We start from the raw sequence: 25,538 nt of genomic DNA on the forward strand, positions 1-25,538 counted from the left end.
TTCCTGTTCACCAAGAACGCCGAGGAAAATCATGCGACGTGTACCCACGGATATTCCCGAGGTTTTGATTTTTGAACCGCGGGTGTTTGAGGATGAGCGGGGATTTTTCTTTGAAAGTTACAATCGAATAACCCTCGAAGCTCTAGGGGTCGAGGAAGATTTCGTTCAGGACAATCATTCCAGGTCGCGTCGTGGTGTGCTTCGAGGCCTTCACTATCAGATGGATCCTCGAGCACAAGGGAAACTGGTGCGTGTTGTTGTCGGTGAAATCTTTGATGTGGCCGTGGATCTGAGGCGCTCCTCACCCACGTTCGGTCGTTGGGTCGGTGTGCATCTTTCAGCGGAAAACAAAAGACAGATCTATATTCCCAAGGGATTTGCCCATGGCTTTCTAGCTTTATCCCCATGGGCCGAAGTGTGTTACAAGACCTCGGACTACTATTCCCCGGAACATGAACGCTGTCTGCTGTGGAATGATGCCTCCTTGAACATCACCTGGCCCCTGCATCCAGGGCAAGAGCCCATCTTGTCTCCCAAAGATGCGCAAGGGGTGCCTTTGGATCAGGCTGATCTTTTTGAATGACAGGCTTGCCGCACCGTTTCATGAGACGAGAGCCCTATGAAAACCGTTGTGATCACAGGAATTTTAGGCCAATTGGGTTGGGAGCTGCAGCGCTCATGCCCTCAATCCATTCGGCTGGTTGGCGTGGACCTGCCGAAGACGGATATCACTCAAAGCGACCATGTGGTGCGGCTTTTTGCAGAGCATAGGCCGGACGTGGTGGTCAATGCCGCCGCTTATACGGCCGTGGATCGAGCGGAACAGGAGCCGGAAGCGGCCTATGCGGCCAATCGAGATGCCGTGCGGTTGCTGGCCGAAGCGTGTGCACCAGTAGGGACACATCTGATTCAGGTGTCTACGGACTTTGTCTTTGATGGAAAACTTTCAAGGCCCTATACACCGAACGATGCCCCGAATCCTCTGAGCGTTTACGGTGCCAGCAAATGGGCCGGAGAAGTCGTGGCATTGGAAATCCTCGAGGAACGTTGCACCATTGTACGAACCGCTTGGCTTTATTCCAGCCGAGGAACCAATTTCGTCAAGACCATGCTCAGGCTTTTTGAAGACCGCGATGAAGTTCGAGTGGTCAGCGATCAGGTGGGAACTCCCACATGGGCGGCCAATTTGGCGGATTTTTTGTGGGATCTTGTTCAAAGGGAGACTGTTCCCTCGGGGATTTATCATTTTACGGATGCCGGAGTGGCCTCCTGGTATGATTTTGCTGTGGCGGTGGAAGAGGAAACGAGAGAGAAACGCGGAAAACTTGTGATGGTGCGACCCATTCGCACCGAGGACTATCCCACGCCGGCACGGCGCCCCTCCTACAGTGTGCTGGACAAACAGAGCGCCTGGGCTTTGTGGCATCGGGTTCCGGATCATTGGCGTGAAGCTTTGCGGCGCATGCTTCGCGAACTGGACCACCCCGTTTCCTGACCCTTGACCCTTGCTGCAAGAGCACCTTCCCCCCCAGAAAAAAGCAAACTTTCACTGTCCGATGCAACCCGAAGGGGCGGATCCATGTGTCCGCCCTCAAAAGATTCGGTTCCGGGAAATCACTGGAGCGCATACACCGGTACGCTCCCACGGGGATTGCCAGCGTGTACCCGACTGCGTTTCAGGAAAATACGCCATTTGGTCCAGCCCGTTTCATTCCACCCTCACCACCGGCACGAAACTAGATGATCTTAGTCGTCACAGTCGGGCATTCCTGCCCGTAGGGGCGGACCCATGTGTCCGCCCCGGACAACACCACCGAGAACCGAGATCTTCCCCTGGTTTGTCACATCATCGTCAACAACCCGAAATGGCGGACCCATGTGTCCGCCCTCAAAAGATCCGGTTTCGGGAAATCACCGGCAGGCATACACCGGTGCGCCCCCTCAGAGGGCACTTCTCAGCGGGATATACCGCCAGGCAGGAAGATTGACTCAACCTACGGGTCCTGAAGACCTCTGCGAAAAAAAAGATCCCGATACCGGGAGGCCTCAAAGCCCAAAAGCCGCGGCAAAGGTCTGCCGTCAATGGCGCGGATGGGCATAATGCCCAAAAGGGCGTTGGTCATCCAAACGGCATGAAAATTAGAAAGGTCTTTTTCCTGAAGATCTTTTTCCTCCACTATCCAGCCGTCCTCGCGAAGGAGTTCCACAAGGCGCCCTTCGGTGGTGCCTTTAAGACGATATGGGCTCGCGGACACCGCACAATGTCCTTCGGTCAAGAACAAAAGATTTCCCGTAGCCGTTTCGGCCATACGTCCATCTTTGTCGTAAATGAGGGATTCATCATAACCCGCGTCCAAAGCCTGTTGGCGAGCCCATAAATAAAAAAGATAGTTGAGGGTTTTCATGGCCGCCGTAGGAGGCGTCCATCCTTTGGACAGGGTGCACAGCGTCCATCCTCGGTCATATTCTTCCGAGGATGGTGGTGTGTAAGGTTCCGCCAGAATCCCTATGGTGGGGGTCGTAGACCGTGGAAGTCCTACGCCCGAGATAGGACCCCGAGTTAAGAGAATCTTCACACGGGCAATTCCTTGATGTAGCCCGTTCCTTTTCAAAACGGCGCTGATACGCTCCCTCCATACCCAAGGTGATTCTAGACAAACCCAGGTCGCGTTTTCGTCGCCTTTATCGAAAAACCGAAGCTGTATTGCGGCTTCCCTGAGTCGTTTCCAATGGTCCGTGACGTACAGGGGTTGACCATTTTCGGCACGAAGGGTTTCAAACAAGCCGTCCCCGTACAGCAAACCTCGGTCAAAAGGCGAAATGCACACTTCGTCTTCCGGTAAGAGTTTGTTATTCCACCAGACAATTCGTTTTTTGGAAACGGCTCGGCCGGCGCTCATCGACAGGACTCCTCGTGATGTTGCGCCATGGCTCGAAACAGAGTGCGCCCTTTATGCAGTGTTTCCTCATATTCCGCGCTTTCGTCGGAATCGTAGACCACACCGCCTCCGACGGCGAAGTGCAACCGTCCATCCTTGAGAATAGCCGTGCGAATGGCGATGTTCATGTCCATGGTGTCATGCCAACCCAGGTAGCCGATGGATCCCGTGTAGACATGTCTCACGTGAGGCTCCAATTCATCGATGATTTCCATGGCGCGAATCTTTGGGCATCCGGTAATGGAACCTCCAGGAAAAGTAGCTCGAAAAATATCCCCCGGCGTTACGTTCGGTTTCAGCTTTCCGGTCACAATAGACACCAAGTGCCAGACGTTTTCATAACCTTCCAGGCGTTTGTGGTCCTTGACCACAATGGATCGGGGTTTGCAGACCCTTCCTAGGTCGTTGCGCAACAGATCCACAATCATGGAAAGTTCGGCATCATCTTTGGGGTTATGACAAAGGTCTTCGCGCAATCTTCGGTCTTCGTCCACGCTGGTGCCTCGAGGCCGTGTTCCCTTGATGGGTCGTGTTTCGATTTCATCGCCACGTCGGCACAGGAATCGTTCCATGGACGTAGAAAGAATGATTTGGTCCGGAAAGTGCAAATAGGCATAAAAAGGGGCGGGATTTCTTTGAAAGAGCCGCGTCCAGAGAATCCAAGGATCGCCTCGAAACGGTGCCGAAAATCTTTGGGATAGATTCACCTGATAAACATCGCCGTTTTTGATGTAGCGGCGGATTTTCGCCACAGCCTCCATGTAGGCATCTCGTGAGAAATTGCTTTGCAGCTTTCCGGCATGGAGATTGTCACAAGGTTGAAAAGGAGCTTGATATGGGGAAGATGCCGCTATGGGCTTCAAACCAATTGTTTCCAAGGTTAAATGAACGGTTTTTCCGGCACGCCTTTCAAAAATAAGAATATCTTGAGGAAGAAAAAAAAGGCTTTCTGGAAGATCGAGGTCGTCGTCGGCGTTTTGAGGCAAGACTTCGAATACGTTTTTTAATTCGTAGGCAAGATAACCCACAAGGCCGCCCGAAAAAGGTTCCAACAACAAAGGGACGTGAGGATGGGTGGCTTCGAGAAGCCTGTCGAGCACTTCGAGAGGATGCTTGTTTTGGGTGATGGTATCCTCGGCGGTGGTGATTTGGACATGAAATCCTTTGGAGCGAAAAACGACAAGCGGGTTCCAAAACGCCATGGAATAACGGGCGCAATCCAGGTCGGTTCCGCTGAGAAACACTGCGCTGTAGGGAAAACGCGCCAAGGGAGCCACCCTTTCCAGAAACGAAGCATCGGTTTCGTTTCTGAAAACTCCGGCGATGCTGACGCCTCGAACCGCCCCTCGAACCACGTCATCCATAAACATAAACCGGCTCCTGGTCGCCAAGAGTCCATGGCATGCGGATCCAAGGCCCCTCTGGAAGCTTGTTCGAGAACTCGGAATCGCTCCTCGCCCCTACTTTGAAACGGCCTTCGATGCAACGCCCGTTATCCGTGCTCGAACAAGCTTCAAAACCTCCATGCAAAGGCCTCATTCGAACTTCCATAGTTTTTTCGAACCCATGGCACCTCATGGCAGTGGCATCTTCAGGTTTTGTGGCCTTGGCTCACAAAAAGGTTCCTGGATCTGAATCCAGCGAGGAAACCGATCGCCTGGAAGGTTGGACGGTGCCGGCGAATAAGAAAACAAGGGGTGGGATGCCAAAAAACGTGCAGCCATTTCCAAACCGTATTGAGAAAGGAAGGATTCCGGGTGAAACTGCACGCCCCACACGGGAAGCTTCTTGTGCTCCAAGGCCATCACTACACCGTCTTCGGCCCAAGCGGTTTCCAGAAGATCCGGAGAACTCACATGGCATTGCAGGGAATGGTATCTGGCCACTTGAAAAGGCGAGGGTAGGCCCTCAAAGAGACCCGTGCCCAGGTGATGGATCCAAGAGCGTTTTCCATGCACGGGCAGAGGAGCCCGCCCCGTAGATCCCCCGTAAACTTCGTTGATCACCTGCATACCTAAGCACACGCCCAAAATGGGCACTTTGCCTGCGAAGGATCGCACCACGTCCTTGCTGATACCCGAATGGGCCGGAGAACGTGGCCCGGGACTGATGACGATCCAGTCCGGGTTCAGGGAGGCAAGGGCTGTCAAGGAAATCTTATCGTGTCGAAAGACCAGAACATCCAGGTCAAACTCGCAAAACAGCTGGAAAAGGTTGAAGGTAAAGGAATCGTAGTTGTCGATCAATATGAGACGCATAAGCCTTCCTTTCGGGAAAGTGAGGCTTTTCCCTGAAATAGAAAAGCCACCCCGCCATGAGGCTGGGTGGCTTTCGCCTGGCATACCTCGAATCTTATATGCCCTTTTTTGATCTCCTCGTCAACGCCGTTTACCCTTAGACATAAGCCTGAATGAGGCAATCCATTTGAGGACCTTTACGGATCCAATCCACCCTGCGAAACCCGGATTCCTTCAAAGCAGCCTCCGTCTCTTCAAAGGTGTACGTGTCCCCACCGTGGGTATTGACCAGCATGTCGATGGCAAACAGAGCCCCTGCCGGAGGATGGGTTCGATCGGGCTCCATGATGTGGTCTCGAATCACAAGACATCCACCGGGTTCCAAGACTTCTCGAATCTTACGATACAAGGCCAGGTTTTCTTCGGGGCTGTTTTGATGAATGATGGCCGAAAGAAGCGCCAGATCGCATCCGAGAGGTAATGGGTCTTTGTAGAAGTCTCCGGCAACCAGACGCACGCGATCCATGAGCCCATGAGCTTGAAGACGTTCCTGGGCCATGGGAAGAACATCGGGTAGATCATAGAGCACGGCGTGCATGGACGGGTTTCGTTCCAGAAAAGCGATGGTGTAGGTGCCCGAGGCGCCCCCGATATCCAAAAGTTTTCGAAAAGGTGAAAGATCCAGGGAAGCGGCGATGTCTCGAGAAAGGTTTTTCCCTACCACATGCATAGCTCCAATAAAGGCCCTCAAGGCCTCGGGAGCGGAATGGACAATACTCAGGCGATGCGGGTTGGTACCTTGGCGAACCGTTTCCGTCAAATGATGCCAGTTGTGCCAGATGTGAGCCAGATGCAGCACCATGGGAAGAACCGAATCCGAATGGTTGGAAGAGAAAACGGCGCCTTTTTCCGTCAGAGCGTAGATTTCATCAGATTTTTCGAGATGCCCGAAGGTGACTAGGCAATCCAAAAGGCGGGTTAGAGCTCGAAGGTCCGTTCCCGTGATCCGGGCCAACTCATGAGCCGAAGAAGCCTTGTGATCCAACAAGGTAAAAAGATCCAGCTCCGCCGCACTGAGAATCACACGACTTTTCATGAAGCTGCGCACATCTTCCAAAGGATCGTTTTGATGGCTTGTCATACGGTGCCCCTTTCGTGAAATGTGTTCAAAAATGCACAAAATAATCTGACAGTCTTGACCGTCTTTGAAGAGGTCGTTAAAGTCTGCCCGATTGGGTGAGCGGGATTCATTGAAGCCTTGATTAGGTTAGCAAGCTCCTCTAACTCTTGTCAATCGGGAAGCGACGCTGCATTCGAAGCAGGTGAGCGACCTGTGCTGGCAAGGGTTTGAGCTGGAAGCTTGTCCGGGAACCTAAAATGAGCCGTTCGAGTCCAAGACGTGGGAGCACGGCGCGCCGTGCTCCATGCCGTAAAACTTTTGTTGTCCTGGGAGCGAGGGCGTCCCGCCAGCATCAATGGCGGGCCGGAGACTCGACCTGTTGGGAAGGAGCTCCGTGTTAGGTTTTTTGGGGTCGGGCGACGCCTCGGCCCTAGGTGACGGCATGTGACACAGCGGTCCTTGGACGTTCTCGGACAGCCTTCCGGGGTAAAAGAGTGGATATCGGACACAGTTCAGGAATTTGAAAAACGGCAGGGGATGGAGCATGCAGACGTGGTATGCGTTTTTGACGGGACCGGCTCTATGGGTGACGTTCATTGTTTTTCTCGGGGGACTTGTGGTGCGGCTGGCCTTCCTTTACGGACTTAGCCGGGAAAGGGACCGCATCTTTTACAACCACATGGACTGGAAATGGGGGTTCAGGTCGATCCTTCACTGGCTCATTCCATGGGGGAGCGCTTCCATGCGATTGCAGCCTGTATTCAGTGCCGTGTTTATCCTTTTTCACGTGGGGCTACTGGCGGTTCCGCTTTTCCTTTCAGCACATAATCTTTTGTGGGATCGAGCCTTTGGGGTGAGTTTGTGGTCCATGAGTGATGCCTGGGCGGATGCTTTGACCATAATGGTCCTAGGGTGCGGTGTATTCCTTTTCGTGCGCCGGATGATTCGACCGGAGGTTCGTATTCTCACCACAGCTTGGGACTACAGCCTTTTGGCACTCACCTTGGCTCCTTTTGTGACCGGCTTTTTGGCCTATCACCAATGGGGTCCTTACGAACTTATGATGGTTCTTCATGTGCTTTCAGGGGAAATCCTTCTCATCCTCATTCCCTTTACGAAGTTGGGTCACATGGTCCTGTTTTTCTTCACGCGGGCTTTCATCGGATTTGAAATGGGCGCTCGGCGAGGGGCTCGAGCGTGGTAACTGTGGGTGAGGTTTCAGCGTTCGAAGCGCAGGCAATGAATGAGGGAGCGGCGGCAGTGGAGCAACGAAACGATTCGCATCGTCCCGTAGACGTTAAAAAGATTCAACAACTCTTGGATGCCAACAACGGAGCCCGTGTGCGCACATGGCTAGGCATTTGCTCTCGGTGTGGTTTGTGTGCGGAAAGTTGCTTTTTTTACCTGGCCCATAACCGAAATCCTCGGTTAAGCCCGGCTTATAAGTTCAAAGCGACCCTTGGGGAACTCTACAAACGTAAAGGGCGTGTGGACTGGGATTTTCTCCAACGTTGCGCCGACATTGTCTGGGGAGAGTGTACCACATGCAAGCGATGTTCTATGTTCTGCCCTTTTGGCATTGATGTAGCCACCCTGATCGCCACCACGCGAACCATCCTTTACTCCCAAGGCATCACGCCTCAAGGACTGGCTCGAGCCGTGGTCAATTACCGAGAAACAGGGAACCAGATGGGCATGAGCACCGAAGACTTTGTGGATACCTGTGAATGGATGGCCGAAGAGAGTCAGGATGAAGTCAGCGGTGTGACCATTCCCATCGACAAAAAAGGCGCCAAGTACATGTACACGGTGAATCCTCGAGAACCCATGTTTTACCCTCAGGACTTGGCCATGGCCGCAAAAATCCTGACCGTCGCCGAAGAAGATTGGACCATGCCTTCCACGGGCTGGGATTGTACCAATCTGCCCATGTTCGCGGGCGATCGTGCTTTGGCCGGGCAGGTGGTTCGCAACATGTATGAGAAAGCGGTGGAACTGGGTGTTCAAGCCATTTTGATTACGGAATGCGGTCATGCCTATCGTTCCGCCCTTTTTGAAGGCCCGTATCTGGCAGGGTACCCAGATGGAAAACCTCCGGTTCCCATCGTGCATTCCGTGCAATTGTTTTACGAATACATTCGAGACGGTCGTATTCGCATCGATCCTGCCAAGAAGTTGAAAGAGCCTGTGACCTATCAAGACCCGTGCAATGTGTCTCGAAATGGCGGTTTATGGGAAGAGGGAAGAAAGCTGGTGCAGTTCTTGGCCGAAGATTTTCGGGACATGGAGCCCAATCGAGATCATAACCATTGCTGCGGGGGTGGAGGCGGCTACATTCCCATGGGACCCGAATACAAGGCGCGGCGAATGGCGTCAGGGCGCGTAAAAGCCGAACAGATTCGGGCTACCGGAGCCAAGATCGTTATCGCTCCGTGCCACAACTGCTTCGACCAACTGAGTGACCTCAACAAGGAATATCAGCTCGGCGTTAAGGTCATGTCCCTCAAGGAAATCATCTGTGAGCTTATGGTGATTCCGGAAAAGTTCCAGCCAAGTGACGAAGGGGAAGGGGAAGGGGAAAAGGAGGCATAGAGGCGGGGGCTTTTTCACGATGGGTCGTCCATTCAGGGTAAGTATTATGAAATTCGAAGCACGGGACCGTGAGGGAGGGGAAGCATGTATCAAAAAATACTTTTTTGCGCGGATCTCTATGCCAGTTCCGATTATGCCTTTGCTGCGGCACTGGATCTCGCGGAACGGTCCGGAGCTGAATTGATCATCCTTCATGTGTTGGAGTCCCGGCATAGATATTCGGGTCATGTGATCACTGAAGACGGGGAAACATGGGCGGGTCCGGAAGTCATTGAAAAGCTCAAGAAAAAACTTCGAGAATACTACCTGATTCGTATCGAACAGGAGGACCCTCAAAACGTGCGCGTGGAAGTGCGTGCCGGCATTCCGTGGGTGGAAATCTGTCGGTTTGTGCGCAAGGAAAAAGTGGATCTCATTGTCATGGGCCCTTACACCATCCATGACCCGAAAGCACCTCTAGACCTGGAAAAGCCTCATTTAGGCCAAAATGCTCGGGAAGTGTCCCTTCGTGCTCCCTGTCAGGTTTCTATAGTGACCTCCCCGAAGCAACGGTTGGCTCTGGAAAAGGTTGAAGAAGACGCGCGGAGCAGAAAGCGGAAAAGGAAAACGGTTTGAACAGAGACAAAGGGTGGCAGGAGGTTTCATGAAACGCGGTGTTCGAATCCTGTGTGGATGCGGGATCATCTTTTTCCTGGTTTCATGGGCGTGGTCTCAGGAGGATGTGATTGTCTTTAAGGGAGATGGAAAAGGAAAGCGGGAACGGCCCGCTGTGTCTTTCCCCCATGAAAGGCATGCTCAGCTTGTAGAATGCACCTTATGCCACCATGACTATGACGTCTACGGTGTCAACAAGGGTAGTGAAGGTCAAAAATGTGCCGACTGCCATGGCCGATCTTCTGCGCAAAACCCCATTCCTTTGCAAAGGGCCTTCCATGAACAATGCCTATCGTGCCATGAACGCCTGCAGGCACGGAAGGGGCAAAACCTTCCTGTTATGTGCGGCCAATGTCACGTACGTTGACGGATGTGTCTAAAGGTGTCGCCGAACCCAGAGGCCGGCTTCACGGCCTCTGGTCGGGGCACATTTGGCGCAGGGCCGAGGAAACTCCTTGAATTGTCCTTGACATTTCCCTTTAGGCAAAGCACTAGGATCGTGTCCGGGAATTCGCAAGACCGAGGGCTTTAATGGCGTTTCAGGGTAGGGGCGCGCGCGGCCTTGCCCCTACCTTGAAGTGGCATCAGATGGATTGGTGTTGCGAGTTTTCGGATAGCTTCTAAGGAGCCACTTCGGGAAAATGAGCCAGGACAGGCCATGCTATTTCAGGAGGGGCACGGCGCGCCGTGCCCCGACGTCTGAAGTCCCTGGTTTTCCTGGGGACGAAGGGTCGTGAAATCGTAAAGCCGTGAAGTCGTAAATCGTGAAGCGGTGAATCGTGAAGTCCTAAGTTATGAAGTCGTGAAGGGGTGAATTGATAAGGGATTGTTTCGGGAATAGCGGTGAAGTTTTTTGGCGTGAAGGTTTAGGTGGTGTGAGGATTTCAAATCAGAGGAGGATGAATGGGTATGGAGCGGACCTTGTCGATCATCAAGCCGGACGGTGTGCAAAGAAATCTTGTGGGTAACATTGTGGGGCGCTTTGAGAGCGCGGGGCTTCGTATCGTGGGGATGAAACGCTTGTGCTTGACCAAGAAAGAAGCGGAAGCCTTTTATGCCGTGCACAAGGAACGGCCTTTTTTTGACAGCCTCACTTCCTACATGTCATCCGGACCGGTCGTGGTGATGGTTTTGGAAGGTCCTAATGTTATTCAGCGCAACCGTGAGATCATGGGAGCTACCAATCCGGCTCAAGCGGCTTCGGGAACCATTCGCAGGGATTACGGGTTGGATGTGGAAAAGAACACCGTCCACGGTTCTGATGCCCCGGAGACGGCGGCCAAGGAGATTGCGTTTTTCTTCAGCGAACTGGAGCTCATGCGTTAAGGCAGTGTGAAGGGAGGTCCTGCATGCGTTGGCGAATGGTGCTCACGGCCATGGTGAGCTTGGCAGTTTTTGCCTGTACAGGAATGGCGACCAAGCAGACCCAGGAACCTACCTCGGCTTCGGTGCCGCCGCCCTTGGCTCAACCCTCAGCTCCGCCTCAGTTTTCGGCTTTCATGGCGCCTTACGTGGCCCCCCCCGAAACACTGGACTTGTGCGGTGAGCCGGTCCCGATGCATCTGCAAGACGTCAAGGAACGCTTTGATCGGGAATTTACCATTGTGGTGTATTCGCACGCTCAGGTGTATTTGTGGCTCAAAAGGGCGGAGCGGTTTTTCCCCTGGTTTGAACAAGAACTCCGACGAAGAGGCCTTCCTGACGATTTGAAATATGTGGCCGTAGCCGAAAGCGATTTGCAGCACGGAGCCGTCTCTCCAGCGGGAGCCGCAGGCATGTGGCAGTTTATTCCCTCCACGGGAAGCCGCTATGGCCTCGACCAAAGCCTCCAGCTGGATCAACGCTATGATTTTGAAATGGCCACCGACAGTGCGCTGCGCTACTTGGCGGACCTTTACCGTCGGTTCAACAATTGGGCTTTAGCCCTCGCGGCATATAATTGCGGCGAAAAGCGGGTTTCCGATGAGATGGTCTTTCAGAGGGTAAGCGATTACTATCAGCTGAAACTTCCTTTGGAAACGGAACGCTATGTGTTTCGTATTTTAGCCATCAAGACGGTGCTTTCGAACCCGCAGAAATACGGGTATTATCTGCCGCCCGGAGCCGGGTATCCTCCGGAGCGGGTCGATGTGGTGACCCTCAACGCGCGTTCGGCGGTACCCATCGTGGCCGTCGCTCAAAAAGCCGGCATCACTTTCAGGGAATTTAAGAGGCTCAACCCGATGTTTACCACCACGACCATTCCACCGGGAACTCATCGAGTGCGTGTGCCGGAAGGACACGGCCGAGCTCTGGAACAAGATCTGGAATCCTTTCAGGCGAGTGACAAAACCCCTGAAGTGATCTTTCATAGGGTGACCCAAGGAGAAACCCTGAGCCAAATTGCAAACCGATACGGTGTTTCGCTTGCGGACATCAAGCAATGGAACGGACTCAAGGATGCGACGATTAAACCCGGACAGACACTGCGCATTCAACGCTGAGGGATTCCAGGGGGATCCTTGACAAGGCCGGAAGAACACCATTACCATGCAACGGCTGAGTTCCTTGAGTCTGTAGGTTGAACTGAGGCTTTCCCATGCAGGCATCGGTGATCAAAGAGGCGGCGGAGCGCCTTGCGGCCAGTACCTGGGCTGTGGCGCTTACGGGTGCCGGCATTTCCGTCGAAAGCGGCATACCCGATTTTCGAAGCCCCGGTGGGTTATGGTCTAAATACGACCCGCTGGAATACGGGGACATTCGGTCTTTTCGTGCCAATCCCGGCAAAGTGTGGCGAATGCTGGTGGATATGGACCGCATGCTCCACGAGGCGCCCCCCAACCCGGCCCATTACGCTCTCGCTGCCCTGGAACGGGAAGGCCGCCTGAAAGGTGTGATCACCCAAAATGTGGACAGTTTGCATCAGAAAGCGGGCAGCCGAAACGTGGTGGAGTTTCATGGGCATGGGCGAAGTGCTCGCTGCGACCAGTGCGGACGAGAGGTGCCCAGGGAAGCACTCAAACTGCAAGACTTGCCTCCTCGATGCGCCTGCGGTGGGCCCATGCGGCCCAATTTTGTCTTTTTTGGAGAGGGCATTCCGCGATCGGCGTATCTTCAGGCGGTCCATATGATGGAAAGCTGTGATCTTCTCCTGGTGGTGGGGACTTCGGCGACCGTGGCTCCGGCATCGCACTTGCCTCTCATGGCCAAAAGCCGAGGGGCTTTCCTCATTGAGGTGAACCCGAACCCGACAGAACTGACCTCATTGCACACGGATCTTTACGTCGCTTTACCGGCAGGACAGGCTCTGCCGGCCATTGTTTCGTCGATGGGACTGTCCATGGATCGGCGGTGACAGAAAGTGAGTGGAATTTTCATGTTTTTCTTAACCGTGTTTGTGCCTGTGATGGTGAGCGTCCTGGCGGCGGCGTCAAAGGCTGACGCCGCCAATGGCGTGACGGACATGATTTGGAACGCCGGCCCCATGGTCAAACTGGTGATGTTGATTCTGGTATGCATGTCCTTGGCCTGCTGGGGTGTGGTGCTTTTGAAGTTCAAGCTCTTTCGGCGTGCGGAAAAGCAATCGGAAGATTTTTACGACCTTTATCGCCAGAAAAAAAACTTTGGGGCTTTGTATCGGGAAAGTCAGCTTCTCAGCGAAAGTTACCTGGCTCAGGTGTTTCGCTCCGGTTACACCGAATGGGGACGCGTGACGAAAATCTTGGAATCTTTGGCCTCGGCGGAACCCGGGGCATGTGATGGGGAAGAAGCCCTGAGCACGGTGGAAAAAGCCATGGAAGGTGCCATGCTGCTGGAAACACGGCGACTGGAGCGGTTTCTACCCCTGTTGGCCACTACGGGCAATACGGCTCCGTTTATCGGGCTGTTCGGTACCGTTTGGGGAATCATGACGTCGTTTCATCAGATTGGATTGAAAGGGGCGGCGAACCTAGCCGTGGTGGCCCCTGGCATTTCGGAAGCCCTGGTGGCGACGGCCATCGGTCTTTTTGCCGCCATTCCCGCAGTGATTTTTTTCAATTACTTTATGAATCGTATCCAGGCGATTCAGGGGCAAATGCAGTATTTTGCCGGGGATCTTTACGCGGTGCTGAAAAGGGAATGGGTGCGGCGATCCTTGATGCAGTCCAAGGAAAATGCCGAAGAAGCCCCGGCCGTTGTCCGCACGTCGCGCTGAGAGTCACCGTCATGAAAACCAACGGATCCGGGCGACAGCTCATGTCGGAAATCAACGTCACGCCTTTTGTGGATGTGATGTTGGTCCTTTTGATCATTTTCATGGTCACGGCTCCCATGATGATGCAGGGTATCGATGTGGACCTACCCAATGCGGAAGCACCCGCCATTCCTACGGAAGAGGAAAGGTTGGTGGTGACGGTGGACGCTCAGAGAAAGGTCTATATCAATGAGTATGCCGTGGACATGGATACCCTTGGACCCAAATTGAGTGCCATATACAAGAATAAAGGGGGCAAACAGGGAGTTTTCTTGCGCGCCGATGCCTCCCTTCCTTACGGCTTCGTCATGGAAGTTATGGGCACCATTCGGCAGGCGGGTATCGATCAGATAGGAATGGTGACGGAGTCGGCGGAAAAACATGAAAAGGCAGCGAGTGGGTAAGGACTGATGACGGCTGCGGACGCTTTTGATCGTTTGCGTCTTCCTCGTCAAGACGTGGTCTTTGGCATGGCGGTTTCTTTGATCGTCCATGTGGCCATGGTTTTTGGGGTGGTCTTTTTGCCTCATGTGCTTCCCCGAAAGCCCGTGGAAATGCCGTTTTATGCCGTGAAATTGGTCAGCGCGGGTGAAGTGGGCCTGGATGCGGGATCCGGTGCCACAGGGCCTCAAACCAAGGTGAAGGCTCCATCGGCTCCGGCATCGGCACCACGAAAGGAAGCTCCATCGGTTCCCGTGGTGCCCGTAAAACGGCTTGCAGACAGTTTCAAAATGTCTGAAGCCAAGGTGGAAAAACTGGAGACAAGCTTGAGCCCCAAGCTGGAACCCATGGAAAAGCCTTCCATAGAGAAAAGTGTCGAGCAGCTTTTGCCCAAGGAAAAGGCGCAACGGCCCAAAACTCCAGCCATCCGCGAAGGGACTCCAGGAAAACAGGCCTCCGAAGGACCCGCATCGTCTTCGGATTCTAAAGAAACTTCCGCAAAGACGCCCACTTCCGGCTCCGGTATGTCAGGGGCTTCGGGTGCGACTTCGGGATCGGGCAAAGGAGCTTCCGGACCTTCAGGTCCTGAAGGTGCCGGGGATCAGTTGGCCTTGGCGCGACGCTTGTACTACACGGAAGTTTGGGCAGCCATCAAGAGGCAGTGGGTGCTTCCCAAGTCCCTGATTAACGAAAAGGGACTGGAAGCCGTGGTGGTCATCGTGGTGCGCCGGGATGGCAAGATTGAAAAGATGCAGTTTGAAAAGCGATCCGGCAATCAGCTCTTTGACGATTCCGTCCTCCGAGCCATTCAAAAGGCGGATCCGTTACCGAAATTTCCAGACATCTACAGTCCGCCTCGAGATGAAATCGGCGTGCGTTTTCGACCTGAGGATTTGGCCTGAACGTTTTCTTGTGGAAAAGGACATGGGTAAAAGAGGGCGCCGAGGATTTGGTTTTTGGATATGTTTTCTTGGTACATGGGCAGCCGTGACGTGTCTGCCGGCGTTTTCGGTATGGTCTGCGGAACGGGTTTACATCGACATTACACAACCGGGCTTTGTCAAACTGCCCATCGCGGTTCCGGACTTCAAGATGCAGGGAAATCAAGAAGCGGCCTTGGCAAAAGAAATGGCCGAAGTGATTCGTTCCGATTTGGACTTTTCCGGATATTTCAAGGTGTTGGATCCAGCCGGTTTCCTTGAATCTCCGCAGCAGATGGGAGTTTTGCCTTCAGAAATTCGTTTTGATACGTGGAAGGCTGTCGGAGCGGAATTCCTTGTGCGGGGCCTCTATGAAGTGCGCTCGGGAAGTTTGAATGCGGAGTTTCGACTTTTTGACGTGGTTTCCCAAAAAGTCGTCGTCGGAAAAGCCTATGAAGCCCGGGTGGCCGATGCCGTTGCCGTGGCCCATCGTATCGCCAATGAAATCATGGCCGCTCTTACCGGGGAACCGGGTATCTTTGATTCTCGCATCGCCTTTGTGCAAGCCGAAGGAGACACCAAGGAAATTTATGTGATGGATGTGGACGGCCGCAACCTGACGGCGATCACTCGAGACGGCAGCACGGCTTTGTCTCCAGCCTGGAGTCCCGACGGAACCCAGTTGGCTTTCGTCAGCTACCTGGAAGGATCCCCGAAGATTTACGTGGCTAACATCCTCTCGGGAGTTCGCCGGGCCTTGAGCGGTTACACGGGGATCAACATCACGCCGGCATGGTATCCGTCGGGGGGACGCCTTGCCGTGACCCTTTCCAAAGATGGAAACCCGGACATTTTTCTTATCGACTCGCAGGGATCGGTTGTGCAAAAACTGGTGAGCGGCTGGGGTATCGAGGTTTCCCCGACCTGGTCCCCCGATGGATCCAAAATCGCTTATGTTTCCAACGAATCGGGAAACCCTCACATCTATGTGCTGGATGTGGCCAGCGGGAATAAAAAACGACTGACTTATGAAGGAAAGTACAACACATCGCCTGCATGGTCTCCAAAAGGGGACTGGATTGCATTTTCCGGTGCGACGGGAGGCATACACAACATTTACATCATTCGCCCGGATGGTTCAGGGTTGCGGGCTTTGACCCATGGGCAGGGTTCCAACGAAAGTCCTACATGGTCTCCTGACGGACGCCTCCTTGCGTTCAGTTCCACGCGTGAGGGTGCCAGTTCCATCTGGGCCATGGCTGTGAACGGAGAGGGTCTAAGGCGGTTGACTCGATTGGTAGGGGCTCAGAGCCAACCGAGTTGGTCGCCGCGATCTAATCGGTAAATGTTTGATGCTCAAACCAGGGAGGGTTCTATGAATCATCGTGTGATGGGGGTTGGAATCTGGTGCTGCACGCTTTTAGCCATTCTCAGCCTGGGGGCATGTTCCAAGAAAGCTGTGCCCGGACAGGCAACCTATCCGACGACGGCCACAACGCCTATGGGACCGGGTACCGGCCGGTACACTCCGGGAGGTCCCATCGACGAAGCCACCTGGCAAAAATTGGGATTGCGCACGGAAGAAGAGCGCCAGAGGTTCCTGAAGGAAATGGACGAATTCCAAAACGAGGACATTCACTTTGAATTTGATGCTTATGTGCTCATGGATGAAGCCAAGGCCATATTGGACAAGAAGGTGGATTTTCTGCGACGTTACCCCGCCGTGCATATCACCATTGAAGGGCACTGTGACGAAAGAGGCACCAATGATTACAACCTGGCTCTGGGAGAGCGGCGTGCCAACAGTGCTTGGCAGTACCTGGTCAATTCCGGTATTGAGCCTTCTCGATTGAACATGATCAGTTACGGGGAGGAACGCCCCATTGCTCTCGGTCATGATGAAGCCTCGTGGGCTAAGAACCGAAGGGCTCATTTCGTGGTGCAGTTCTAAAGGGGAAAGGAGCGGTCCATGGGCGGCGAGGGACGGCGGTTCGGAGTCTTTGGGTTTGGATGTGTGTTTGGCGTGTTCATGATTCTTGCAGGATGCGCTTCCACACAGGAAAGCACCAGGCTCCAGAGCCAACTTGCCGGCTTGCAGATGCAGGTTCAACAAATGGATGATCGGGTGCAAAAGCTGGAGCAGGCGGTCTTCGGGGCCAAAGGCTCGACGGGATCCGGCCCTGGGGGCCTGGCCGCCTTGAATGCCCGCATGGATCAAATGCAGATGGATTTGGGGCAGATCAGAGGGCAGATCGAGGAACTGCGCTATCGGCAGCAGCAAGTGCCGCAGGAAACATCGGTTGCCAAACCACCTTCGGATCAGCCGGTGATTTCCATTCCAGGGGTTCCTGCTCCGGCAAAAGCCCCAGACGGTGCACCCTCGGCAACGGCCGCTCCAGCACCTGCGGCTCCGGCGCCGAGCCCTGAAAAAGATCTCTACAACAGCGCTATGGCCCTTTTCCAGAAAGGGGATCATGCCGCGGCTTTACAAAAATTCAAAGAGTTTATGAGCCGCTATCCCACGTCCGAACTTATGGACAACGCTCTATTTTGGACGGGCGAATGTTATTTGATGATGGGAAGTTATCAGGAAGCCATTAACAGTTACCAAGAGGTTTTGGATCGGTTTCCCAAGGGAAACAAGGCTCCGCACGCGCTTTTGAAGCAGGGGGCCGCTTTTGAGAAATTGGGAGACACCACCGCGGCACGCATTCTTTACGAGCGTGTCCTGCAGCAGTACCCCAAAAGCCCTCAAGCCCAAGTGGCCAAGCAATGGCTTGAAAGACTCAAGTAACAGGGCGTCACTTTGAGCAATCGCCTTTGCCGACTGTTCATCGGCGTGGCTCTTTCCCTCCTGATGCTGGCCTGGCCGCCGTCGCTTCACGGGCAGACGGCGGTTTCCCCCGCCGTTCGCTTTATCCGTTTTGTGGGTGTCAAGAGTTTTGAACCGAATCGCCTGGAAAAAATCATGGAAACCCAGGCGAAACGTTTTCGCTGGGGGCGCGGGTTTCCTCTGAAGGAAGCCGTGCTGCAGCGTGACGTGGAGCAGCTTGAAAAATTTTACAGAAGCCAGGGGTTCTATGACGCTCGCATCACCGGGCATCGTCTGATCCCTCTGGGCGGCCGGGAAGTGATTTTGGAGATCACGGTGGATGAAGGCCGACCCGTCATGGTGGAGAGTGTGGATCTCACTGTGGACGGTGCGGAGCTGAGCCCCTGGCATGAGGAGCTCGCCAAGATCATACCGCTTAAGAAAGGGCGACGCTTTACATCCCCGGATTTTTACGACACCGAAAAAACCGTTCGGCACTATCTGAGTCTGTGGGGATATCCACGAGCGACGGTGGAAACCACGGGCACGATGGACAAGGAAATGAAGACGGCGCGTCTTCAGGTCCATGTGACTCTGGGTCCTGCCTGTTTTTTTGGTCCCGTGCGCGTCGAAGGCAACCGCCGCGTGGAAACAGCCTTGATCCTCAAGGAGCTGACCTTTCGACCCGGAGAGCGGTACCGGGCCAAGGCTTTAAGCGATTCTCAAAAACGCCTCATGGACCTTCATTTGTTCAGCTACGTGGACATTCAGCCCCTTTTGGATGAATCCACCGGCGTTGAAGTGCCGGTTTCCGTCGTGGTCAAGGAAGCGAAGAGCCAGAGCGTGCGTGTGGGAGCGGGGTATGGGACGGAAGATCATCTTCGAGGTCGTCTCGGGTACGAATACCGCAATTTTCTTGGGGAAGGTCGAAATCTGGAACTGGATGCCAAGGCGAGTTCGCTAGTCCGGTTCTTCGAGGGACGCCTGACACAGCCCCATTTTCTTTGGGATCCCTTTCGCTTGACGGTCGCCGGCGGGGTCTCCCGTGAGATGCAGGAAAGCTATGAAAACGAACAGTATTTCCTAAGACCTCAGCTGAGCTGGCAGATCAGTGAGCATTGGCTTCTGAACGCCGGACCCAATGTGGAAGCGAACCGTTTGGTGGATGTGGATATCTCTTCCAAGAGCATTCGACCCAGTGACCAAAAAGGGGAAGAGTACTTTGTGTCCTCACTGCTATTTGGAGCGACTTACCAGAAAGTGGACGATATTTTGGATCCTCGGCGCGGGGTCCAATTTTTCCAAAGGCTGGAATGGGGAGGATCTCCTTTGGGTTCCGAGGTGGCGTTTGTCAAGGTCGGCCTGGAAGGACGGGCTTATGTGCCCATAGATTTTTTGGGAGTGCTGGCTTTTCGAGCTAAATGGGGCAGTATCACTGAAATTGAAGACACCGCTCGTATTCCCATCTTCAAGCGCTACTTCAGCGGAGGAAGCACCAGCATTCGAGGATACCCGTACCAAAAACTGGGACCCCTGGACGAGGACGGAAACCCTCTGGGGGGATTGACCCTCCTGGAATTAAGCGGTGAATGGCGTTTTCCTCTGAAAAGATCCTGGGAGGGAGTCCTTTTTATGGATACGGGCAACGTCTTTAAAACCCGATATGAGTTTCTCTGGGACCGGTTGCGTTCCACCGTCGGCGCTGGCCTTCGTTACAAAACCCCCGTGGGACCTCTACGCCTGGATTTCGGATACCAACTCAACCCCCCAGACCAGGATTTTTTCAACCGTTATCAAATCCACTTGAGTATCGGACAAGCCTTTTGATTCCGTCTCTGACTCACCGTTTGGCTTACGACACGGTGCTTCCTTTGCGCTCCATACTAAAAGAATAAGGCGTTGCCATGGGATTCATATCAGCAGGATTCGTTTGTAAGGCCGCTCGCATAAACTTTCAACGGAAAGATGGGGTGTTTTTGCTTACCTACTGCTGGTCCTTCAATAGTGGAGACGTTCACGACCAGGAAGATCTCTGTGATCACTTTCAGGCTGATCTTCTCACGTAACGGATTGCATTGGAGCGCCAGACACTCCAAAGATCTGTCCTTCATAGGCGGCATTGTCGGCCGGTCTTAAGGAAGAAGGACTCCTGTGCCTTCAATCCGGTCCGCTTTGAGGTCCTGAAGAGCCTCATTGGCGGCCGTCAAAGGATAGGTTCGTACGGTAGGACGCACAGGAACAGCAGCTGCTGTTTCCAGAAGTTCCAAAGCGTCCTGCCGTGTGTTGGCGGTCACGCTGTGAATGTTTTTTTCGTAAAACAGATGCTTTTCGTAATCCATCGGTGGAATTTGGGTCATGTAAATACCGGCGAGGGCCAAAGTGCCCCCTTTGTCCAGGTGTTCCAGCGCGTCTAGGACCAGAGGACCCGCCGGTGCGAACACAATGGCGTGCTGAACCTTGACGGGAAGATCCTTGGCGGAAGGCCCCGCCCATACCGCACCCAGTTCCAGAGCGAGCTTTTGATGGCGCTCGGTGCGTGAGACGGCATAGACTTCATAACCCCAATACCGAGCGATCTGCAGGACGATATGGGCGGAAGATCCAAAGCCGTAAAGGGCCAAAGTGCGAGAAGTGTTCCGTTCATGACGGTTCAAGGGGCCGCAAAGAGCCCGTTTAAGGCTGCGATACCCGATGATGCCGGCGCAAAGCAAAGGCGTGGCTTCGGCATCGGACAGGTTGTCCGGAATAGGATAGGCGAAATCTTCATGAACAACGGCATGCGTCGCGTAGCCTCCCGGGGCGTGATAGCCTGTAAAAAGAGCTTTTTCACAAAGATTTTCTTTGCCCTCCAAACAATAACGGCATGTGCCGCAGGTGTGCCGAAGCCACGCGATGCCCACGCGGTCTCCTTCACGAAAACGATGAGTTTCTGGACCCCTTTTATCCACACGCCCCACGATCTGATGACCTGGAATAACGGCATGGCCTAAGGGCGGTAATTCTCCTTCCACTACGTGAAGATCGGTACGGCACACACCGCAGGCCAAGACACGCACACGAATTTCTCCTTGAGATGGTTCGGGATCGGGGAGTTCCTCTAGGACAAGGGGGTTGTTTTCAACGGGCGCGCACCGATGTAAGACCATGGCTTTCATGGCGCATCCTTTCGTCAAGATAAAAAGACGTGAACATGAGTTGATTTGAAGAGCCGAGTGATCGATAATCGATCCATGTTGAAACATCAAAAACCAAACCCCATTCAGGGATGATCGAACCGTGGGATTCATGAAAGGTCAAGCAAAAACGCCATCGAACTCCACGAAAACACCGAGCCCATTGCCCAGGTTTTCGATATTTTCGGGTGTGTTCAAAGCCCTGATGCTTCTCGGCGCCTTTTGTCTTATCGTGCCGCTTTTGGGAGTGATTTTGATCCACACACCTGGGATCCAAGAACGGGTCTTGAAAATCTTGATTGACCGAATCCAGCAAGAAACCGGTGCGGACGTGGCCGTAGGTGGTTTTCGCTGGTCCCCTTTTGGAAGTCTTCGTCTCAAAGACGTTTCCGTGGAAACGAACGGAACTGTGGTGTTTTCCACGGACTTCGTGCAATTGGAGTACCGTCTCGGCTGGTTCAAACCCCATGTGTCCGTCCACGATGTCACACTTGAAAAGCCTTTTTTGCGACTGGAGAGATTCGAAGACGGTCGATGGTGTATTCCTCTGTCCCCGCATCGAGACGACAAAGGAGGAGACGAGACGCCGCGACGATGGCCTTTGTGGCCTTCCACTCAGGTGGCCATGATTGCGGGGCGCATTCAAGGGTTTCAAGGGGAACGCCGTGTGCTGGACATGTCCGACATCACGGGAAAACTGCGTCTCCATCGATGGTCTGAAGGGGACCGATCAGGTGTGGAAGTGCTTTTTGAGCCGTGGCGCATGGAACTTCGAACCCCGATTTCCGGTACCTGGACTTTTGCGGGAAAGGCTTTTTGGGAGAACGGAACCCTTCGGCTGGACACTCTGGAAGCGACGTTCAATGAAACATCGCGCGTAATAATTCGCGGAACATGGAACACTTTTCCTGAAGGAAATCTGTCGGCCCAGATTCAGCTCAAATCATGGCAACGGCCGGTCAAGGTTTTGGAGCAAAGGGAAAAGGGCCAAGCCCTTGGAGAAACAACGGAAGGTGTCATCGAAATCGAAGGTCTATGGCCAAGGCTGCAGGCTCGATACGATCTTCGACAAGCTCGAGGGCATCTTGTGGGGACCGGCTTCGGAACCTTTTCCAAGGAAGCCATGCTTTTCAAAACGGATGCTTCGGTGACAGGGTCGAAGTTGCCTTGGGGCTTAAAGGGATCTTCGGATTTTTCAGGAAAGGTTCAAATGGTCCTGGAACACAAGCAAGGCAGCCAGACGAAATTATCCCTTTCCGTGTCTCAAGGCCGGTACGGTTCGGGAAACCTTCTTTTGCAACAAATTGTCCTGGACATGGATCTTCAAGGGGATCTTCTCACGGTGCGCCGTGCTGCAGCTCGGTGTGAGAACGCATGCGCTTTTGAAACGGTGGGCACTGTGAGTTTCACAAAACAGACGACTTCGGAAAAAGTCGTTCCGACACTGGATCTCTCCATCAAAGCCGATCAGGTGCCCTTGGTTCTCCTGCAGGATCTGCTACCCAATCATAGTCTGATGGGTTTTTTTTCGGGAAACGGTAAACTTCAAGGAACCTGGCCGAACCTTAATTGGTCGGGGCGCATGACGGCACGGGATGTGATCATTGGAAGCTTTCGAGCCAAGACTGTGGGGATTGATGGAACTTCAAGCCTTTCCATTCTTCAGGGATCGAGAAAGCTTGCTTTGGAATTTTCCACCTTGAGTTACAGACGCTATGCGGGAGATTTTCTTTCCCTCACTCTGCGTCAGAATGGATTGTCCAACACGGTGGACTTTGAGGCCCAGGGGAAAGGCCTTGCGGGGCTTGAACGGCTAAGTGTTCAAGGCAGAATGGAATCCCTACAGAGTCCGCTCAAGCTTTTTCGCATTGAAAAGGGCGATTTTTCCGTGGCCGGAGAAAGGTATGGGCTGCAGGGAGAGATTCGAGCTGGCGAAGGGTCTGTGGATATTTCGGCGCTTCGTCTAAGCCGCGAAACGGAAGAGGTTCAACTTCAGGGAATCCTTGGAACTTCTCAACCTTTGAATCTGACCCTACGAGCAAAAAACATGAATCTGGCCCATTGGCTACCAAAGGTTTTTTCTCAACAGTCCTTCACCTTGGGTGAAGCGCTTAAAAAAACGCTTCAGGGGCGTCTGGAAGCTCAGGTCAGCTTTCGCGGGGCTCTGGAAAATCCCAGCATGCTTTTTCACGGGACCCTGACACAGATATCCGTACCGGGTCTTGAACAGGTATCCACCACCTTTTCTGGGCGTTATGAAACAGGATGGCTGACATTTCGAGGGGAATTTCAGAGTCCGTTCTTAAACACTCCCATGCTGCTGGAAGGAAGCTGGCCTGTGGAGCTTCGACTTTCACCCTGGATTTGTCGGCTTCGTGAAGGTGGAGAAGGGCAGCTACGATTCGCGGCTCGGAATGTTGCGCTGGAAAAGCTGAATGTCTTGATCCCCTTAGAAGAGCTTAAAGGCTTGGCTTCCTTCGATGGCCGTCTTGTGGGTTCTGTCACGAATCCCAGGCTGGAGGGTTCAGGCACGATCACAGGTGCTTCTTTTCTTTGGCCAGGCTGGAAACAGAAGATCCATGATCTGGACATTCAATGGCGTGCTGAAGGATCCTCGGTTCACATTGAAAACGCTGAGTTTACTCTGCTAGGCAGTCGCGGACGGGCTTACGGGGAAGTTTTGTTTCCAGGAACTAGGTTTGCAGGCTATACGCTGCATGTCGCCGCAGATGAAGTGCAGTTTCCCGAAATTTTTGGCATAGTGGGACAAGGTGCGGTGCGTGGCACGATTTCTCAGGCCGGATACGCATTTGCCCCGAACATTGTCGGGGAAGTCAATCTCACGAGGGCTTCCATCAGCCTGGGTGAACTGGAAAAGGACGTCGCCCGCCACATACGTCTCGTGGAGGAAACCAGCCAGGGATCCAAGGTGCTTCTTGGCAGACCTCGTGGCCAGGTACGTAAGCACGAAGTTTTCCAAAGTGTGGGGATGCAGCTTCAGATTCACTTGCCTTCAAAGGGTACCTGGGTGCGCGGATTCGGGTTGGAAGCCGAGGTGCAAGGGGGGGTGACCCTGCATAAGGTTCAAAACGGCCCACTTCAGCTTCTTGGGACCTTGGGGACTTCCAAAGGTGAATACGTCTTTCAAGGGGTGCGTATGAAAGTTGTTGAAGGGGAAGTGACATTTCGAGGACAAACCCCTCCGGATCCGTTTCTATCCTTGACATGCCAGAAGGATTTACGGGATGTGAGTATCACGGCGTCTCTGACAGGACAGATCAGTCGCCCTACGCTAGTCTTTTCCAGTACGCCGGAAATGGACCAAGTGGATATCGTTTCCATGCTGCTTTACGGTCGCCCGGCAAAGGATTTGAATCCCAGACAAACCCAGGATCTACGGGACCGAGGTGTCCAGTTTGCATGGGGAGGAACCACACCAGTGGTGAAAAGCCTTCTGAGTGGTATGCCTCTTTCACCGGATGCCGTGGATATTAAGGGAACCGAAAACGGCAGCGTTTTGGAGATCGGCAAATACCTGACCCCGGAACTCTACGTCACTTACCAAAAGAGCCTCGAAGGGGACAAGGACGATGAACTGCGCGCGGAATACCGAGTGAACCGATACCTTTCCGTGGAAAGCCAGGTCGGTCGGGAGGATCGTGCAGGGGTGGATGTGTTTTTCCGCTATGATTTCGGCAAATAAAAAAGGTGTTGACCTATGAAGATGCAAGAAATTCGAGCGAAAGCCAAGGCATTGGGGATCAATTCTTTTGGGAAAAAGAAAGCGGATCTTATTAGAGAGATCCAAAGGGCTGAAGGAAACTTCGACTGCTTCGGCACCGCTCAGGGTTATTGCGACCAGGAGGAATGCTGTTTTCGAAATCTTTGTCTTGCGGAATCTGATAAACCTCAGTTGTGATGTGATCTCCGGCACGAATGAAAAAGGGGCGGTGAGAAGGTCGCGTTGTTCCTTGGGCAAGAGCCGACGAAACATGGACCTACGTGGGAAAACAAAGGATACCTATGGAAACGACAGCGTCAGAAAGAAAGATTGAACTGCTCAAAGTCCAAAATCAAAAGAAACCCGAACAGGTCATTTCAGTCGTTCGTGACCCTCATGCTGATGGATTTCACACGGAAGGTCTCTCGCGCCTTTTTGGGCTCAAAGAAATCTGGATTGATACTCGTAACATTTCCGAATCGGTCCTGGAATACGCCAAAGTACTCTCCTTTATCATGGAAAGCATTTCGGAAGCTCAAGACCTAGGTCTCCCTTTTGGATACCAAGACGAATTCACTTTTCAGGGGCTCAAGTATTCTCTCAAGGACAAAGGAACCTATCGTGTGCTTCGGCGAGTACCCGAATTCGGCCAAGCCGCCTACGACGAGTAGCACCAAGTCCAAGGCCGGGTTTCCTTTTCACCAGGTGGGATTGCT

Annotated in this window: 24 protein-coding genes; 19 read left to right on the plus strand and 5 right to left on the minus strand. The window is 53.4% G+C overall.

Features of this window, described 5'->3' with window-relative positions:
• Nucleotides 1–31: 31 nt before the first annotated feature.
• Together rfbC and rfbD are read left to right on the plus strand one after the other, a co-directional pair.
• The gene (gene rfbC / locus WHS46_07960) at nucleotides 32–583 is read left to right on the plus strand and encodes a dTDP-4-dehydrorhamnose 3,5-epimerase (GenBank protein MEJ5348609.1); all 552 of its coding nucleotides are present in this window, start codon (nucleotides 32–34) and stop codon (nucleotides 581–583) included.
• 36 nt (nucleotides 584–619) lie between these two features.
• Nucleotides 620–1,495 carry a dTDP-4-dehydrorhamnose reductase gene (gene rfbD / locus WHS46_07965; GenBank protein ID MEJ5348610.1) on the plus strand — a complete coding sequence of 292 codons (876 nt, stop codon included), beginning with the start codon at nucleotides 620–622 and terminating at the stop codon, nucleotides 1,493–1,495.
• A 499-nt stretch (nucleotides 1,496–1,994) separates the two neighbouring features.
• Here the strand turns inward: rfbD and WHS46_07970 are convergent, their stop codons facing one another.
• From WHS46_07970 to WHS46_07985, 4 genes are all read right to left on the minus strand, one after another.
• Nucleotides 1,995–2,900: an aminotransferase class IV gene (locus WHS46_07970; protein ID MEJ5348611.1), complete on the minus strand. Its 906-nt coding sequence runs from the start codon at nucleotides 2,898–2,900 to the stop codon at nucleotides 1,995–1,997.
• Nucleotides 2,897–4,309: an aminodeoxychorismate synthase component I gene (gene pabB / locus WHS46_07975; GenBank protein ID MEJ5348612.1), complete on the minus strand. Its 1,413-nt coding sequence runs from the start codon at nucleotides 4,307–4,309 to the stop codon at nucleotides 2,897–2,899. Before pabB ends, WHS46_07970 begins: the two co-directional genes overlap by 4 nt.
• Nucleotides 4,310–4,513: 204 nt before the next feature.
• Entirely contained in the window at nucleotides 4,514–5,197 is a 684-nt protein-coding gene (locus WHS46_07980; protein MEJ5348613.1) for an aminodeoxychorismate/anthranilate synthase component II, read from the minus strand.
• 136 nt (nucleotides 5,198–5,333) lie between these two features.
• On the minus strand, nucleotides 5,334–6,317 hold the full coding sequence (locus tag WHS46_07985) for a methyltransferase (protein ID MEJ5348614.1): 984 nt from the start codon (nucleotides 6,315–6,317) through the stop codon (nucleotides 5,334–5,336).
• Between the two features lie 523 nt (nucleotides 6,318–6,840).
• Between WHS46_07985 and WHS46_07990 the strand changes: the two genes are divergently transcribed.
• From WHS46_07990 to bamA, 14 genes are all read left to right on the plus strand, one after another.
• Nucleotides 6,841–7,500, plus strand: a complete 660-nt coding sequence (locus WHS46_07990) for a hypothetical protein (GenBank protein MEJ5348615.1) — start codon at nucleotides 6,841–6,843, stop codon at nucleotides 7,498–7,500.
• A 56-nt stretch (nucleotides 7,501–7,556) separates the two neighbouring features.
• A complete protein-coding gene (locus WHS46_07995; protein MEJ5348616.1) occupies nucleotides 7,557–8,888 on the plus strand; it encodes a (Fe-S)-binding protein in 1,332 nt (443 codons plus the stop codon).
• Between the two features lie 84 nt (nucleotides 8,889–8,972).
• Entirely contained in the window at nucleotides 8,973–9,503 is a 531-nt protein-coding gene (locus WHS46_08000) for a universal stress protein (GenBank protein ID MEJ5348617.1), read from the plus strand.
• A 28-nt stretch (nucleotides 9,504–9,531) separates the two neighbouring features.
• The gene (locus tag WHS46_08005; GenBank protein MEJ5348618.1) at nucleotides 9,532–9,909 is read left to right on the plus strand and encodes a cytochrome c3 family protein; all 378 of its coding nucleotides are present in this window, start codon (nucleotides 9,532–9,534) and stop codon (nucleotides 9,907–9,909) included.
• Nucleotides 9,910–10,445: 536 nt separating this feature from the next.
• Nucleotides 10,446–10,868, plus strand: a complete 423-nt coding sequence (ndk, locus tag WHS46_08010) for a nucleoside-diphosphate kinase (GenBank protein ID MEJ5348619.1) — start codon at nucleotides 10,446–10,448, stop codon at nucleotides 10,866–10,868.
• A gap of 23 nt (nucleotides 10,869–10,891) precedes the next feature.
• On the plus strand, nucleotides 10,892–12,025 hold the full coding sequence (locus WHS46_08015; protein MEJ5348620.1) for a transglycosylase SLT domain-containing protein: 1,134 nt from the start codon (nucleotides 10,892–10,894) through the stop codon (nucleotides 12,023–12,025).
• Between the two features lie 95 nt (nucleotides 12,026–12,120).
• Nucleotides 12,121–12,876, plus strand: a complete 756-nt coding sequence (locus WHS46_08020) for an NAD-dependent deacylase (protein MEJ5348621.1) — start codon at nucleotides 12,121–12,123, stop codon at nucleotides 12,874–12,876.
• 21 nt (nucleotides 12,877–12,897) lie between these two features.
• The gene (gene tolQ, locus WHS46_08025; protein MEJ5348622.1) at nucleotides 12,898–13,716 is read left to right on the plus strand and encodes a protein TolQ; all 819 of its coding nucleotides are present in this window, start codon (nucleotides 12,898–12,900) and stop codon (nucleotides 13,714–13,716) included.
• Between the two features lie 11 nt (nucleotides 13,717–13,727).
• A complete protein-coding gene (gene tolR, locus WHS46_08030) occupies nucleotides 13,728–14,159 on the plus strand; it encodes a protein TolR (protein MEJ5348623.1) in 432 nt (143 codons plus the stop codon).
• Nucleotides 14,160–14,165: 6 nt separating this feature from the next.
• Nucleotides 14,166–15,098, plus strand: a complete 933-nt coding sequence (locus WHS46_08035; GenBank protein ID MEJ5348624.1) for a TonB family protein — start codon at nucleotides 14,166–14,168, stop codon at nucleotides 15,096–15,098.
• 22 nt (nucleotides 15,099–15,120) lie between these two features.
• Complete coding sequence (gene tolB / locus WHS46_08040; GenBank protein ID MEJ5348625.1) at nucleotides 15,121–16,461, plus strand: Tol-Pal system beta propeller repeat protein TolB; 1,341 nt, start codon at nucleotides 15,121–15,123, stop codon at nucleotides 16,459–16,461.
• Nucleotides 16,462–16,491: 30 nt separating this feature from the next.
• Nucleotides 16,492–17,067: a peptidoglycan-associated lipoprotein Pal gene (gene pal, locus WHS46_08045; protein MEJ5348626.1), complete on the plus strand. Its 576-nt coding sequence runs from the start codon at nucleotides 16,492–16,494 to the stop codon at nucleotides 17,065–17,067.
• Nucleotides 17,068–17,085: 18 nt separating this feature from the next.
• A complete protein-coding gene (gene ybgF, locus WHS46_08050; protein MEJ5348627.1) occupies nucleotides 17,086–17,910 on the plus strand; it encodes a tol-pal system protein YbgF in 825 nt (274 codons plus the stop codon).
• A 12-nt stretch (nucleotides 17,911–17,922) separates the two neighbouring features.
• Entirely contained in the window at nucleotides 17,923–19,755 is a 1,833-nt protein-coding gene (gene bamA, locus WHS46_08055) for an outer membrane protein assembly factor BamA (GenBank protein ID MEJ5348628.1), read from the plus strand.
• A 305-nt stretch (nucleotides 19,756–20,060) separates the two neighbouring features.
• Here bamA and WHS46_08060 read toward each other — a convergent pair whose 3' ends face one another.
• Complete coding sequence (locus tag WHS46_08060; GenBank protein ID MEJ5348629.1) at nucleotides 20,061–21,083, minus strand: zinc-dependent alcohol dehydrogenase family protein; 1,023 nt, start codon at nucleotides 21,081–21,083, stop codon at nucleotides 20,061–20,063.
• 304 nt (nucleotides 21,084–21,387) lie between these two features.
• Here WHS46_08060 and WHS46_08065 point away from each other — a divergent pair, with 304 nt between their 5' ends.
• From WHS46_08065 to WHS46_08075, 3 genes are all read left to right on the plus strand, one after another.
• Complete coding sequence (locus WHS46_08065; protein MEJ5348630.1) at nucleotides 21,388–24,804, plus strand: translocation/assembly module TamB domain-containing protein; 3,417 nt, start codon at nucleotides 21,388–21,390, stop codon at nucleotides 24,802–24,804.
• 15 nt (nucleotides 24,805–24,819) lie between these two features.
• Nucleotides 24,820–25,020, plus strand: a complete 201-nt coding sequence (locus WHS46_08070; protein MEJ5348631.1) for a hypothetical protein — start codon at nucleotides 24,820–24,822, stop codon at nucleotides 25,018–25,020.
• Nucleotides 25,021–25,124: 104 nt separating this feature from the next.
• On the plus strand, nucleotides 25,125–25,493 hold the full coding sequence (locus WHS46_08075; protein ID MEJ5348632.1) for a hypothetical protein: 369 nt from the start codon (nucleotides 25,125–25,127) through the stop codon (nucleotides 25,491–25,493).
• Nucleotides 25,494–25,538 lie beyond the last annotated feature (45 nt).

It is taken from the genome of Desulfosoma sp., assembly GCA_037481875.1.
Taxonomy (GTDB): domain Bacteria; phylum Desulfobacterota; class Syntrophobacteria; order Syntrophobacterales; family DSM-9756; genus Desulfosoma.